The 13479-nt window shown below is 63.0% G+C and carries 13 protein-coding genes; 6 read left to right on the forward strand and 7 right to left on the reverse strand.

The genetic code is table 11. The features are described 5' to 3' along the window. Positions 1 to 169: 169 nt before the first annotated feature. Entirely contained in the window at positions 170 to 1267 is a 1098-nt protein-coding gene (locus BBJ66_RS30220; protein ID WP_071092736.1) for a saccharopine dehydrogenase family protein, read from the forward strand. Between the two features lie 27 nt (positions 1268 to 1294). On the opposite strand, the gene BBJ66_RS30225 is transcribed toward BBJ66_RS30220, so the two are convergent. The 7 genes from BBJ66_RS30225 to BBJ66_RS30255 form a co-directional block, all read right to left on the reverse strand. Then, on the reverse strand, positions 1295 to 3013 hold the full coding sequence (locus tag BBJ66_RS30225) for a beta-fructofuranosidase (protein ID WP_071093087.1): 1719 nt from the start codon (positions 3011 to 3013) through the stop codon (positions 1295 to 1297). A 4-nt stretch (positions 3014 to 3017) separates the two neighbouring features. Beyond that, complete coding sequence (locus BBJ66_RS30230) at positions 3018 to 3911, reverse strand: carbohydrate ABC transporter permease (protein ID WP_049731462.1); 894 nt, start codon at positions 3909 to 3911, stop codon at positions 3018 to 3020. After that, a complete protein-coding gene (locus BBJ66_RS30235; RefSeq protein WP_071092737.1) occupies positions 3904 to 4842 on the reverse strand; it encodes a carbohydrate ABC transporter permease in 939 nt (312 codons plus the stop codon). The genes BBJ66_RS30230 and BBJ66_RS30235 overlap by 8 nt, the downstream gene beginning before the upstream one ends. Positions 4843 to 4935: 93 nt before the next feature. After that, positions 4936 to 6228 carry an ABC transporter substrate-binding protein gene (locus BBJ66_RS30240; protein WP_071092740.1) on the reverse strand — a complete coding sequence of 431 codons (1293 nt, stop codon included), beginning with the start codon at positions 6226 to 6228 and terminating at the stop codon, positions 4936 to 4938. A 36-nt stretch (positions 6229 to 6264) separates the two neighbouring features. Then, on the reverse strand, positions 6265 to 7269 hold the full coding sequence (locus tag BBJ66_RS30245; RefSeq protein ID WP_071092741.1) for a LacI family DNA-binding transcriptional regulator: 1005 nt from the start codon (positions 7267 to 7269) through the stop codon (positions 6265 to 6267). A 126-nt stretch (positions 7270 to 7395) separates the two neighbouring features. Continuing rightward, positions 7396 to 7716 (reverse strand): hypothetical protein, encoded by a 321-nt coding sequence (locus BBJ66_RS30250; RefSeq protein WP_049731465.1) that lies wholly within the window; start codon positions 7714 to 7716, stop codon positions 7396 to 7398. 93 nt (positions 7717 to 7809) lie between these two features. Beyond that, on the reverse strand, positions 7810 to 8514 hold the full coding sequence (locus BBJ66_RS30255) for a transcriptional regulator NanR (protein ID WP_049731466.1): 705 nt from the start codon (positions 8512 to 8514) through the stop codon (positions 7810 to 7812). 179 nt (positions 8515 to 8693) lie between these two features. Between BBJ66_RS30255 and oiaX the strand changes: the two genes are divergently transcribed. The 5 genes from oiaX (at position 8694) to BBJ66_RS30280 (ending at position 13443) form a co-directional block, all read left to right on the forward strand. Then, the gene (gene oiaX / locus BBJ66_RS30260) at positions 8694 to 9950 is read left to right on the forward strand and encodes a 3-oxo-isoapionate-4-phosphate decarboxylase OiaX (RefSeq protein ID WP_071092743.1); all 1257 of its coding nucleotides are present in this window, start codon (positions 8694 to 8696) and stop codon (positions 9948 to 9950) included. Positions 9951 to 9955: 5 nt separating this feature from the next. Next, positions 9956 to 11290 (forward strand): four-carbon acid sugar kinase family protein, encoded by a 1335-nt coding sequence (locus tag BBJ66_RS30265; protein WP_071093089.1) that lies wholly within the window; start codon positions 9956 to 9958, stop codon positions 11288 to 11290. Continuing rightward, positions 11290 to 12093, forward strand: coding sequence for a triose-phosphate isomerase (locus BBJ66_RS30270; RefSeq protein WP_071092745.1), 804 nt, complete (start codon positions 11290 to 11292; stop codon positions 12091 to 12093). Before BBJ66_RS30265 ends, BBJ66_RS30270 begins: the two co-directional genes overlap by 1 nt. Continuing rightward, the gene (gene derI, locus BBJ66_RS30275) at positions 12090 to 12536 is read left to right on the forward strand and encodes a D-erythrulose-4-phosphate isomerase (protein ID WP_049731470.1); all 447 of its coding nucleotides are present in this window, start codon (positions 12090 to 12092) and stop codon (positions 12534 to 12536) included. Before BBJ66_RS30270 ends, derI begins: the two co-directional genes overlap by 4 nt. Before the next feature lie 79 nt (positions 12537 to 12615). Then, positions 12616 to 13443, forward strand: a complete 828-nt coding sequence (locus BBJ66_RS30280; protein WP_071092747.1) for a phosphogluconate dehydrogenase C-terminal domain-containing protein — start codon at positions 12616 to 12618, stop codon at positions 13441 to 13443. Positions 13444 to 13479: the final 36 nt, after the last annotated feature.

Here is a 13479-nt window from a genome sequence, read left to right on the forward strand (position 1 = left end):
TTGGCTCGAACCATAGAGACAATCAAACCAAACGAATGCGCAAACTACATCCGAAACGCAGGATATGGGTCAACCTAAATGCAAAACGGTCTAGCAGAAAGTTGGTTGACACGCTACAGACCTGTATGTTTTATAGTGGACAGACAGGTCTGTAGCGCAGGAGAGAGCAATGACCACGAATCAAGCCGACATCATCAGAACACCCCAGGCCGTCGCGGTCTTCGGCGCCAACGGCCATACCGGCCGGTTTGTCGTCGCCGAACTGTTGCGGCGCGGGCTGAAGCCGATTGCAATCGGACGGAGTATCGGGCGACTGGCCGAAGCGGGTTTTCCGGAACGTGGCGTCGAATGCCGTGAAGCAGCGATAGAGGATGACGCGGCGCTGGACAGGGCGCTCTCCGGCGCGGCTGCCGTCATCAACTGCGCCGGCCCGTTCATGGACACGGCCGATGCAGTCGTGCGTGCCGCGCTGCGGGCTGGCATCCATTATCTCGACGTAACGGCTGAACAGCCGAGCGTACAGGCCATATTCGACCGGCATGAGGTCGCGGCCCGGGAAGCGGGCGTCGTCGTCATCCCGGCTATGGGATTTTACGGCGGCCTGGCCGATCTGCTGGTGGCAGCCCTGATGGACGAATGGCAGCATGCCGACACCATCGAAATCCGGGTCGCTCTCGACAGCTGGCTGCCGACGAAAGGCACGCGCGTGACCGGGGAGAAGAACACCGCACAGCGCCTGGCCGTCAGCGGCGGGGAGCTTCGGCCCGTGCATCGGCCGCCGGCCGAGAAGGTATCCGTTTTACCGGCCCCGTTCGGCCGGCAGACATTCGTCGAGCTTCCATTTTCGGAAGTGCCGCTGATCGCCAGCCGCGTCCGCACCAGGGAATTGCACAGCTTTCTCAGCACGACAGCCCTGCGCGATGTTCGCGATCCATCGACGCCCCTGCCCCAGGCCGTCGATGAAACCGGACGTTCGGCGCAGCGCTTCGCCGTCGAGGTGATCGTCACGCAAGGCGACCTGCACCGCCGGATTCTCGCCCAGGGACAGGACATCTATGCCGTCACGGCGCCGATCATCTGCGAAGCGGCCCAGCGTATTCTGTCGGGTGACATCCGCGATACCGGCGCAAAGCCACCGGCTGCCATTTTCCATGCCGCGAATTTCCTGGGCGCGCTCGGCCCCAGTCTGTCGGTTGAGACATCGATATCGACGGAGACTGGATCACCGGAACGGCACCATAATGCTTGCGGGCTTCCTCAATCGTAACCGATGCCATGTCGGTTCCTCCGGGGATCAAAGACCGAGCTGCCAGATTTCGGCGGCGGCGATATTTCCCTCGGGTGCGGCCAGGCGTGCCGCGCTCACCCCCTTAAAGCCGGGCAGCCGCTTGGTTCCCGTCCAGCGGCCATCGTCGGCGAAGACCTCGATCGAGCCTGCATCGAGGAAGATCCGGACGGTCGAGGGCCGTGCGCCGGCGGCGATATAGCGGGGCGATGCCTTGGCATTCGCCACCGAGAAGGGAATGCTCAGCCCGTCATCGTTCAACTGAACAGCGACCGTCGCCGCGGGATGTTCGAGATCGAGGCGGAAAGCGTTGCCGGCCTGGCCGAGGGTGAGCAGGATTTCGACGGAGCCATTGGCGAGATCGACGGTCCGGCCATCCAGAAAACCTCCAGCATCCAGCCGCCGCCGCCGCAGGCTTTCGACAGCTGAGACCGGTGGCGTGATCAGCGCCCCGCTTTGAATTGCCAGCCGGCGCGGCAGGGTCATCGCCGTCGGCATGTCGATCTCTCTTGATATATCCGTCCAGTTCGCAAGCCAGGCGATGCCCATCGGGCCGGTCTCGTCGACGAAGGCCTGGAAGGCGTAGGCGTCGGTGCCGAAATCCAGTTCCTGCTCGAATTCGACGGAGAAGCTGCGGCCATCGAAACGGCCGACGGTCGCAAGCGTCATGTTGCGCCGGCCGGTTGTCGGGTCGCGGCTTGTGAGAAGGCCGAAGATCAGGGCCCAGCGCGTCGTCGGGTCGCTGGCGGGGCCATCGAGGGGCACCATGCAGGGGCACTCCGCCGCCGTCATTCCAAAGCGGTTCTCGCGGTGAAGCGTGCCGAGGAAGGTCCATCCCGCCGCCGCGGCCGGATCATCGGTTTGGTAGAGCAGAATGACGCCGCCGTCGCGGTCGCGCGTGCCGAGCAGCATCTTCCATTTGCCGTCGGGCCCGAGGAAGACGTAAGGGTCGCGGAAGTCGGTCGTCAGGCCGAGCCCGGCAGGACGCGCCGGCAGGATCAGGTCTGCCGGCTCGACGTTGACAAGATCGCGGCTGATGGCGGTGAACTGAACCTGTTCCTCCGGTTCCCGATCCTTCATATGCTCGGTGAAGAAAATGCGAAGGCCGGCTTCCCCGCCGGAAAGAGCGATCGCCGAGCCGGAAAATGCCCCGCCCCGCCCGTCGGCCCGGGTGGCGAGTTCATCGGAAGGGAAAAGAAAGATCGGCAGATGCGTCCAGCGAAGATAGTCCTTCGAGACCGCATGCCCCCAATGCATGTTGTTCCAGCGAAGACTGTGGGGATAGTGCTGGTAGCAGAGGTGCAGCTTGCCGCCGAACCTTCCAAACCCGTTGGGATCGTTCATCCAGCCAAAAGGCGGGCGGAAGTGATAGCCGCCGGGGGCCTCGGGTGTGGCATTGCCAGGGCTGACATGCAGCAGCCGGATGCCTTCTTCGAGAACGCGCGGCTGAAGGAAGGCATAGAGGACCGAGACCTTGGTCGTCGCGGGATCATAGGAGAAGGCCGCCTCTCCACCGCTTCCCAGCATCAGCAGCCGGAACTCGAATTCGTCAGGATTTGACGTTTCGACAGCGCCGGCCGGGTCCCCATCGACATGTGCCGTCAGCCTTCCCGGGGCGCCCCCATGCGACGCCCTGATCCAGGCATGGATCGTGGCGCCCGCGGGCAGGACGGCGCTGATCGTCTCCAGCCGCACGTCATCGGACGGAGAAATCGCTTGGCTTGTCATCAATTCAACCTTTCACGGCAGAGCCGATAAAGGAACTCACGAACCAGCGCTGGAATGCGAGGTAGAGCCCCAGGATCGGTATCATCATCAAAACGGAGGCGGCCATCGCCCGATCCCAGTAGATGCTGTCCTGTCCGAAGAAGGTCGCGATGGCCACCGCGATCGGCCGAGCATAATCGGTCTGCGTCACCAGGATCGGCCAGAGATACTGGTTCCAGGTCTCGATCCCCATGAGGATCGACACGGTGGCGAGTGCGGGCAGGCTGAGCGGCAGGAAGATGGAGCGATAGGCCCGGAAAAACGAGGCGCCGTCGATCTCGGCGGCCTCCAGCAATTCCTTCGGCAGTTGCGCGAAGAACTGGTAGAACAGAAAGATATAGAGCGGGCTGGCGACCCAGGGCACGATCTGCACCGCGAAGGTGTCGGACATTCCCGCCCTGGAAACCATGATCACCAACGGCATGATGATGCTTTCCTGCGGGATCACATAGAGCGCGATCACGATCGACAGGATGACGGCGCGGCCTTTGAACGATCCCCAGGCCAGGACAAACGCCGCCATCGAATTGACAATCAGGCCGGAACAGACCGTCGTGACCAGGATGATCAGCGAGTTGATGAGGTAGCGCCCGAAGGCGAGTTCACCCGAGAGGTGGCCGACCTCGGCATAGTTGTTAAGCGTCGGGTTCGAAACCCAAAAGGCCCGGAAGCTGCCCATATCGGCCAGAATTTGGAACCGGTCATCCTTGAGGCTTGCCACGACCAGGAGCAGCAATGGCGAGACGATCACCAATGCGATGATGAAAATGCACATCGTCTGGATGGCACGGAGAACCATTGCGGCGGAATGGCGCCGCGCTGTGCGAGCCTGCGGGATAGAGAGTGCGATATCAGACATCGAAGCGTCTCAGCAGCTGGCGCTGGATCAGCGCGATGACGAGAACGATCACGAACAATATGACCGAGACGGCGGAGGCATAGCCCATTTTCTGCTCTTCGAAGCCGGCGCGGACCATGTAATGCACGACCGTTTCTGTGCTGCTCTTCGGCCCGCCCTGCGTGAGAATGGCGACCTGGGTGTAGAGCTTGAACGCCTGGATCGTGGTGATCACCAGCACGAAGACATGGGTCGGTCTGAGGCCGGGCATGGTCACGTGCCAGAACCGGCGGAACGCGTTCGCACCGTCGATCTTGGCGGCATCGTAGAGTTCGTCCGGAATGCCCTGAAGGCCGGCGAGATAGACGATCATCTGGAAGCCGTAGGCCTGCCAGGCCGAGAGCAGGACGAGCGAGAACATCGCCCATTGCGGATCGCCGAGCCAATCGATCGGCTGGATCGCCCCACCGGAGAGGAAGCCGAGGATCTGGTTGAACGGCCCGGTGGGATATTGGAACAGGGTGCCCCAGATGACGCAGACCACGACCATCGAGGTGATCGCCGGCAGGAAGAACATGCCGCGCAACAGATTGCGGAACGGCAGCTTCTGATGCAAAAGCAGCGCCGTCGCGAAAGCGAGGCCGCACTGCGCCGGAATGATCCAGAAGGTGAAGCGCGAGACGTTCCAAAGGGCCGTCCAGAACAGATCGTCCTGGAAGATGCGGATGAAATTGTTGAACCAGACGAAGCGGACCGGCGTCGGCCGCGGCACCAGAGGCTGGTTGGTCATTGCCGTCCAGAAGGACAGGAGGAACGGCAGGATCAGAAAGACGGTCAACAGGATGACGGCCGGCGCCAGCATGGCCGCCTCCTGCATCAGCCGTCCCTTGTCATGGCGGCGCGGCGGAGCCTTTCGAATGAATGTCGACGATGTCGATTGTTGCGTGACCATCTAGTTCCTCCTCTCCGAGCCTGGGTGCCGGCTCCGCCCTGCGATGTCTGCCCGGTACATCGCAGGACGTTGACCTGTCAGAGGCGATCGCGCCTATTGCTCGTCGCCGAACGGCGGATAGCCGTCATTGTCCTCGATATCCTGATCGATCTTCTTGGCGGCCGATGCCAGCGCCTCCTTGGGATCGCCGCCATTAAACACCTCGTCGACCGCCTGCATGAAGGCGGAGGTGATTGTGGGATAGGCTGGGTGCGGCGGGCGCGCGACGGCCGTCTTCGATGCCTGCTCGAAGGCGATCGCCATCGGGCCGCCGTTGGCATAGAGCGGAGATTCGGCAGCGAAGCTCTTTAGGCCGGGATAGCCCGACTGGCTTGCAACGTAAGCCCGATACTCCTTGTCCTTCAGCAGGAAGCTGATGAATTTGGCCGCGATGTCGGGATGTTTCGATGTCTTGGTGACCGCCCAGATCCAGGTGCCGTTGGGGCTCGCGCCCTTGGCGCCGAACTTCGGGAGCGGCAGCACGACGATGTTGTCCTTCATGGTCGCGGCGGCCTCAGCATAAACCCAGTGTCCGCCGAGCGCCAATGCTGCCGGATTGCCTTCGGCGAAGAACTGGTTGGTTCCGGCCGACTGCGGCACCACCCAGCCGTTCTTGACCCATTTCTGCATCATCGCCAGCGCATCGACGCAGGCGTCACTGTCGAGCGTGCCCTCGGATTTCCAGGCCTTGCGGTCGATCAGGTCGCAGCCGGCCGATTGTAGGATCGGGCCATAGGCATAGGTGATCCATTCGGTCTTGATGCCGTAGCCGCGGAAGGTGTCGATCGGCCATTTGACGCCGTCGAGCTTCGAGAGCTTTTCGAGATAGGTTTCGAACTCTTCCCGGGTCCAGGCATCGTCGACGGATTTCGGGATGCGGGCGCCGATCGCTTCGAGATATTTCTTGTTGCCGTAAAGAACGACCGACGAGTCGGTCAGGCCGATTGCATAGAGGTCCTTATCGATCGGATAGGTGCCCTGGGCGATGTTGGACTCCGTCATGTCGTCGAGGACATCTTTGTCGATCAGCGGCTTGATGGGCTGAAGATAGCCCGACCAGACGTAATTGGCGAGGAACGGCGCATCGAGTTCCATGACGTCGGGCAGCTGCTTGGCCATGACGGCGGCGCTGAACTTCTCGTTATAGGCATCGTGCGGCGCATAGATGAACTGCACGTCGACATCGGGATTGGCGGCCTCGAAGCGTTCGGCGACCTTGCCATAGGCGGCGACAAAACCGGGATCGCCCTGGTGCATGACCTGGATTGCGGTTTTCTCGGCGGCCTGCGCCCACGGCGCGATCAGCGCCGAGGACAGGACCAGCGACCAAAGTAAACGTTTACCCATTAGAATTCCTCCTCAATTGAATGGGCCTATCTCAATTTATACGGATGCCCGCTCCACCAACTGGAACGGCAGTTTCTGCACCCCGACCGGACCCCGGTCTTCGGCAAGCAGGATGTGCGCGGCCTGACGGCCCATGGCGCGATGGGGCAGCGCCATGGTGGTCAGCGGCGGGTCGAGACGCGAGGCGATCTCGACCTGGTTGTCGAAACTTGCAACGGCGACGTCGTCGGGAATGGCCGCGCCTGTCCGGCGCAGCGCGGCATAGACCTCCATCGCCACGCGGTCATTGCCGCACAAGATGGCATCGGGGCGCCGGGGGCCGTTCATTAGCGCATGCACATGCATGGCGACGAGGCTGTGCGCCCGGTCGCTGTAGATCGCCTTGCTGACGACGGGCAAGACGATGGCGCCGGCGCCGTCGATATCAGCATGATCGAGCGCCTGCCGGAAACCGAGTTCACGCAGGTCCCCGGCGAGCAGCCCCGGCAGATTGATGAAGGCGATATTGCGCCTGCCGGCATCGATGAGGTAATTGGTAATCTCCAGCGCCGCCCCCGTTTCATCGGGTACCAGCGAGGTGACGCGGTCGTTGGCATCGCGACAGTTGATCATGACGCCGACCGTGTCGGCAAATGCAGGCGGCAGGTCGACGCTCTTGTGATACATGGCGGCATAGGCGATCGCCCGCGGGCGAAAGCGCCGCATCTCGTCGAGGATCGACGCGACACTGCGATGGCCGCCGAGCGTCATGGCGAAGACGGCCATGTCGGCGGCGCGCACGGCGCCATCGAGCCCCCTGATGATTTCGGTCGCGAAAGGCGAAGTGATCAAGTCGTCCGCGACCAGGCCGACAAGCGGCATCCAGCCTTGCCGCATGCTGCGTGCGGCGAAGTTGGTGACATATCCCAACTCCTCGGCGATCTCCTTGATCCGCTGGCGGGTATCTTCCGACATGCGCGCCGAGCCGCCATGCAAGGCGCCTGAGACGGTCTTGACGGAAACACCTGCGCGGGCAGCTATATCGTTGAGTGAGGCGGTCACGGCATCTTCATTGGGTTATCGATTACCCAATCTGATATCGCTGGTTTTGCGATAAGTCAAGCATCCCCGGCGCAAAGCAGCGCACGCAAAAACCCCGCCGAAGCGGGGTTTTTGTGATCTGGTCGATCAGTTGTTATGCGCGGCGCAGGCTTCGTCCATCGGCGTGGCGTTGCTGGTGCCGCCCTGGGTCTGGAGGTTGGCGGAGTTGTTGACCGGGTTCGGGCACTTGGTCTTGTCCATTTTCATCGTGCCGCCGGTCGTGGAGCCGGTCGTGGTGGTATCGGTCGCCATCGGCTTTTTGGCCTTCATGTCGCTGGTCGCGCCGCCGCCCTGATCGGCCTGGTTCTTGTCGATCGTGGCGCCGGCCGGCGCCGGATTGGACTGGGCGAAGGCTGAGGTGGCCATGCCGAGGGCGAAAAGCGATGCTGCTACGAGTTTCATACGCATTCTCATATCCTCCTTGGGATTTCTGCCTGATGGGCCTATCCACAACCTCGCCGGCACATCATTGTTCCCAAGCAGCCGCTAAACAAAAGCGCCCTACTTCGCGTAAAGCGCCCGCGAGCGTTCGAGGTGTTTGAGCAGCGCGGTTTCCGAGCCGTCGACGTCGTTGGCTTCGAGGCGGTCGACGATCTCGTCGTGTTCGGCGAGCGTGAACTTTTCCTTGCCGGTCCAGATCAGCATCTCGGTATGATATTCCTTCAGCCAGGCAAGCATTGCTTCGCTGACGGCGACATAGATCGGGTTGCCGGAGATCTGGGCGATGCGGGTGTGAAATTCCATATCGGCATCGATGAACGCTTCGGCCCGGCCGAGCGACATGCGCTGGCGCTCGATGATATCCCTGAGCTCGGCGATGTCGTTTGCCGAGGCGCGCTGGGCGGCCTCGCGCGCCATGCCGCGCTCGAAGAAGATGCGGGCGCTTTTCAGATGTTCCAGCGAATCCGCCGATTGCGACAGCATGATCTTGGCGGTGAGATCGACCTGGCGGAAGATCGACTTTGCCGTCAGCCGCAGGACCTTGGCCCGTTCGCCGTGCGAAATGCTGACGAGGCCCTTGTTGGCAAGCGACTGCATGGCTTCGCGGATCGCCGGCCGGCCGACGCCGAAGCGCTCCATCAGCACCCGCTCGGAGGGCATTTCATCGCCGGGCTGGAGCTCGCCTGAGGTGATCATTCGCTCCAATCGATCAAACACTTCGTCGGAGAGTTTGCGGCGGACGATCTGTTCGAGGGGCTGGGTCATGAGATCTCGCTGGCTCAAAATGTCTCCTCCTAACAGTTTTCCGGACCAAGGACAAAGCTTGCGGCCGAAAATTGCGCGCCCGAAGATTCCGCTTTTCAATAGTTGGAATACTCATTATACCAGATCACAAGTTGACGCCATGACAATCTGCGTGGGCCGAGAGGAGCAGCCGTCCGTTGATGATGATTACCCTGACCTACCGCATCGAAACGCCCGGCAGCGTCGCGGCGATGGCGGACAAGATCGCCAGCGACCAGTCGACCGGAACCTTCGTGCCGGTTCCCGGCGAGACCGAGGAGCTGAAGTCGCGCGTCGCCGCCCGGGTGCTGGCGATCCGCCCGCTCGAGGATGGGCGTCACCCGACCTGGCCCGAGGCCGCGCCCGGCACGCGGCTCCACCGCGCCGATGTCGACATCGGCTTTCCGCTTGAGGCGATCGGCACCGATCTCTCGGCGCTGATGACCATCGCGATCGGTGGCGTCTATTCGATCAAGGGCATGACCGGCATCCGTATCGTCGACATGAAGCTGCCGGAGGCGTTCAAGAGCGCCCATCCAGGGCCGCAGTTCGGCATTCCGGGAAGCCGCCGCCTCACCGGCGTCGAGGGCCGGCCGATCATCGGCACGATCGTCAAGCCGGCGCTCGGGCTGAGGCCGCACGAGACGGCGGAACTCGTCGGCGAGCTGATCGGATCGGGCGTCGACTTCATCAAGGACGACGAGAAGCTGATGAGCCCGGCCTATTCGCCGCTCAAGGACCGCGTTGCGGCGATCATGCCGCGCATTCTCGATCACGAGCAGAAGACCGGCAAGAAGGTCATGTATGCCTTCGGCATCTCGCATGCCGACCCCGACGAGATGATGCGCAACCACGACATCGTCGCCAAAGCCGGCGGCAACTGCGCCGTCGTCAACATCAATTCGATCGGCTTCGGCGGCATGAGCTTTCTGCGCAAGCGCTCCAGCCTGGTGCTGCACGCGCATCGAAACGGCTGGGACGTGCTGACGCGCGATCCGGGCGCCGGCATGGACTTCAAGGTCTACCAGCAGTTCTGGCGGTTGCTCGGGGTCGACCAGTTCCAGATCAACGGCATCCGGGTCAAATATTGGGAGCCGGACGACAGCTTCGTCTCCTCCTTCAAGGCCGTCAGCACGCCGCTCTTCGACGCTGCCGATCGGCCGCTTCCGGTCGCGGGCTCCGGCCAGTGGGGCGGGCAGGCGCCGGAGACCTATCAGCGCACCGGCCGGACCGTCGATCTCCTCTATCTCTGCGGCGGCGGCATCGTCAGCCATCCCGGCGGAGCTGCGGCCGGCGTTCGCGCCGTGCAGCAGGCCTGGCAGGCCGCAGTCGCCGACATCCCGCTGGAGACTTACGCCAAGGATCATCCGGAGCTTGCCGCCTCGATCGCAAAATTCAGCGACGGCAAGGGCGCGTGACCGTCATGAACGACCTTCTCGTCAGCTATTACGGCGATGATTTTACCGGCTCGACCGATGTCATGGAGGCGCTTGCCTCGAACGGTGTCGAGACCGCGCTGTTCCTCGGCATCCCCACGCCGGAATTGCTCGCCCGCTTCAAACACTGCCGCGCGATCGGCCTCGCGGGAACGAGCCGCAGTGAAACGCCGGCATGGATGGAGGAGCATCTTGCGCCTGCCTTCGACTGGCTGAATTCGCTGGGTGCCGCCATCTGCCACTACAAGGTCTGCTCGACCTTCGATTCCTGTCCCGGCATCGGCAATATCGGCAAGGCGATCGAAATCGGCCGCACGCGTTTCGGGCAATCCATCGTGCCGGTTATCGTCGGCGCGCCGCAATTGAAGCGCTATACGGCCTTCGGCAATCTCTTCGCCGCCTATCAGGGGCGTGTCTTTCGCATCGACCGCCATCCCGTGATGAGCCGCCATCCCGTCACGCCGATGGATGAGGCCGACCTTGCGCTGCATTTGTCGAAACAGACCTCCCTAACCGTCCGGCTTGCCGATCTCGTCGCAATCACCGCGGCGGATGCCGACCAACGGATCGACGCGCTGACATCGAATGGCGAAGGCATACTGCTCCTCGATGTCGACTCCGAAACGACGCAAGCGGCCGCCGGCCGGCAGATGCTGCGGGTCACCGACCGCTCGGGACGCTTCGTCGCCGGCTCGTCGGGGGTCGAATATGCCCTGCTCAGCGCCTGGCGGCAGGCCGGCCTGATCGGCGAGGACAGCGCCGAATTTCCGGATATCGGCTCGGTCGATCGCCTTGCCGTCGTCTCCGGCAGCGTCTCGCCGACCACCGAGCGCCAGATCCGCACGGCTGCCGAGAACGGTTTCGAGAGCATTGCGCTCGATCCGCTCGTGCTGATTTCCAATGGCGAAGCCGCCGTGGAGGCGGCCGTGCAGGCGGGTGTCGGCAAGCTGAAGGAAGGCAAGAGCGTCATCCTCCATACGGCGCTTGGCCCCTCGGCGGACCGCGGTGCCGATATCGACCGGCTGCCGGGCGCCCGTCATCGGCTCGGCGGCGCGCTCGGCACGATCCTGCGGCGGCTGATCGAAGCCGAAGGGCTGTCGCGCGCGGTCGTCGCCGGCGGCGATACGTCGAGCCATGCGCTCCGGCAATTGAAGATCGACGCGCTGACGACGCTGCTGCCGCTGCCCCAGACGCCGGGCTCGCCGCTCTGCCTGGCGCATGGCGACTATGCGCCGACCAACGGCCTGCAGATCGCGCTGAAAGGCGGCCAGGTCGGAGCGGATGGCTATTTCGCGCAGATCCGTCTGGGAAGGAAGAACTGATGGTCGTCTGGGTCGGCACCAGCTTCAAGATGAACAAGACGGTGGAGGAAGCGCTCGCTTTCGCGCGCCGCCTCGCAACGACGGATGCGGAACGCGATATCCGTGTGCAGCGCTTCGTCATCCCCGCCTTCACCGCGGTGCGCGAGGTCAAGCGCCTGCTGGCCGAGACCTCGGTGAAGGTCGGCGCCCAGAACATGCACTGGGAGGATGCCGGCGCCTGGACCGGCGAAATTTCCCCGCTGATGCTGAAGGACTGCGAGCTCGATATCGTCGAGCTCGGCCATTCCGAACGGCGCGAACATTTCGGCGAAACCGACGAGACCGTCGGCCTTAAGGTTTCCACCGCGCTCCGCCATGGCCTGACGCCGCTGATCTGCATCGGCGAGACCTTGCAGGAGCGCCAGGACGGTCGGGCCGACGCCGTTTTGCGGCGGCAGGTCGAGGCCGCCTTGCGGGGCGTCGACACCGAGGCCGGCGAGGCGCCGATTCTGCTTGCCTACGAGCCAGTCTGGGCGATCGGCGCCAGGGGTATTCCGGCGACCGCCGACTACGCGTCGGAGCGGCACGGAAAAATCGCCGAAGTGGCCAAGGCCATTCTCGGCCGTGCAGTACCGGTTCTCTACGGCGGCAGCGTCAATCCTGAAAATTGCGAGGAGCTGGTCGGCGAGCCGCATATCGATGGCCTGTTCATCGGCCGCTCCGCCTGGTCCGTCGAGGGCTATCTCGACATTCTCGGCCGCGTCAGCGCGGCGATCGACCGCTCATATCCACGCCAGACGGCGAGTGAAAGGAAACTGCCATGAAGATCGCAATTGGCGCCGACAGCGCCGGCAAACCGCTATTGGATGTCATTGCCGCCCATCTCGCCGGCAAGGCGGACCTCGAAGTTCACGATCTCAGCCAGTCCGGCTTCTATGCCGATCTCTCCCAGCGTCTGGCGCAGACGATCGTCGACGGCGAACATCAGCGCGGCATCCTGTTCTGCGGCACCGGCATCGGTGTGTGCATTTCCGCCAACAAGGTGCCGGGTATTCGCGCCGCACTCACCCACGACACCTATTCGGCGGAACGGGCAGTGAAATCGAACAACGCCCAGATCATCACGATGGGCGCGCGCGTCATCGGGCCGGAACTGGCGAAATCGATCGTCGACGTCTGGCTCGCCTCCGAATTCGACCCGGATGGCCCATCGGCCGGCAATGTCGAGGCGATCGACCGGCTCGACGCCGAAAAACATGGGGCTTGAACAACTAAAGTAATGATATGGTGATTGACTCATCATACCAGTATATGGTCCTATCCGGAATTGAAAAGGTGAGGAAAACATGACCAAGATTGCTCTCTTCGGCGCCGGCGGCAAAATGGGATACCGGCTTGCCAAAAACCTCAAGGGGTCGCGCTTCCAAGTGCGCCATGTCGAGGTGAGCGACGCCGGCAAGGCGCGTTTGAAGAACGATCTCGGCCTCGATTGCGTGCCGGTCGATGCCGCGCTCGACGGCGCCGATGTGGTGATCCTCGCGGTACCGGATACGGCGATCGGCAAGGTCGCCTCTGGCATCGTCGACAAGCTCGCGCCGGGCACGATGGTGGTCGCGCTCGATGCTGCGGCCCCATTCGCCGGCCATTTGCCGAAGCGCGATGATCTCACCTATTTCGTCACCCATCCCTGCCATCCGCCGATCTTCAACGACGAGACGGATATGCAAGCCAAGAAGGACCACTTCGGCGGCCTCTTCGCCAAGCAGCACATCGTCTCGGCGCTGATGCAGGGGCCTGACAGAGCCTATGAGCTCGGCGAGGAAATCGCCAAGCTCATCTGGGCGCCGGTGATGCGCTCGCACCGGGTCACGGTCGACCAGCTCGCCATGCTCGAGCCCGGCCTGTCCGAAACCGTCTGCGCATCGCTGCTCGTCGTCATGCGCCAGGCGATGGACGAATGCGTGGCTCGCGGCGTGCCTGCAGAGGCCGCTCGCGACTTTCTGCTCGGCCATATGAACGTGCTCGGCGCGGTCATCTTCAAGGAGGTTGACGGCGTGTTCTCGGACGCCTGCAACAAGGCGATCGAGTTCGGCATCCCGGCGCTGATGCGCGACGACTGGAAGAAAGTATTCGAACCGCAGGAGATCGCCGAAAGCATCCGGCGCATCACCTGAACCGGCTTGGGGAGGCATGCCCTCCCCCTTAACCGC

The sequence above is a fragment of the Rhizobium sp. RSm-3 genome (genome assembly GCF_001854685.1).
GTDB classification, from domain to species: Bacteria; Pseudomonadota; Alphaproteobacteria; order Rhizobiales; family Rhizobiaceae; genus Rhizobium; species Rhizobium ecuadorense.

Bases quoted from the DNA above. Each gene is read 5' to 3' on its own strand.
- oiaX (WP_071092743.1), top strand. From the start codon at position 8,694: ATGATGATTACCCTGACCTACCGCATCGAAACGCCCGGCAGCGTCGCG.
- BBJ66_RS30265 (WP_071093089.1), top strand. From the start codon at position 9,956: ATGAACGACCTTCTCGTCAGCTATTACGGCGATGATTTTACCGGCTCG.
- BBJ66_RS30250 (WP_049731465.1), bottom strand. From the start codon at position 7,716: ATGCGTATGAAACTCGTAGCAGCATCGCTTTTCGCCCTCGGCATGGCC.
- BBJ66_RS30240 (WP_071092740.1), bottom strand. From the start codon at position 6,228: ATGGGTAAACGTTTACTTTGGTCGCTGGTCCTGTCCTCGGCGCTGATC.
- derI (WP_049731470.1), top strand. From the start codon at position 12,090: ATGAAGATCGCAATTGGCGCCGACAGCGCCGGCAAACCGCTATTGGAT.
- BBJ66_RS30220 (WP_071092736.1), top strand. From the start codon at position 170: ATGACCACGAATCAAGCCGACATCATCAGAACACCCCAGGCCGTCGCG.
- BBJ66_RS30270 (WP_071092745.1), top strand. From the start codon at position 11,290: ATGGTCGTCTGGGTCGGCACCAGCTTCAAGATGAACAAGACGGTGGAG.
- BBJ66_RS30235 (WP_071092737.1), bottom strand. From the start codon at position 4,842: ATGGTCACGCAACAATCGACATCGTCGACATTCATTCGAAAGGCTCCG.
- BBJ66_RS30255 (WP_049731466.1), bottom strand. From the start codon at position 8,514: ATGACCCAGCCCCTCGAACAGATCGTCCGCCGCAAACTCTCCGACGAA.
- BBJ66_RS30280 (WP_071092747.1), top strand. From the start codon at position 12,616: ATGACCAAGATTGCTCTCTTCGGCGCCGGCGGCAAAATGGGATACCGG.
- BBJ66_RS30230 (WP_049731462.1), bottom strand. From the start codon at position 3,911: ATGTCTGATATCGCACTCTCTATCCCGCAGGCTCGCACAGCGCGGCGC.
- BBJ66_RS30225 (WP_071093087.1), bottom strand. From the start codon at position 3,013: ATGACAAGCCAAGCGATTTCTCCGTCCGATGACGTGCGGCTGGAGACG.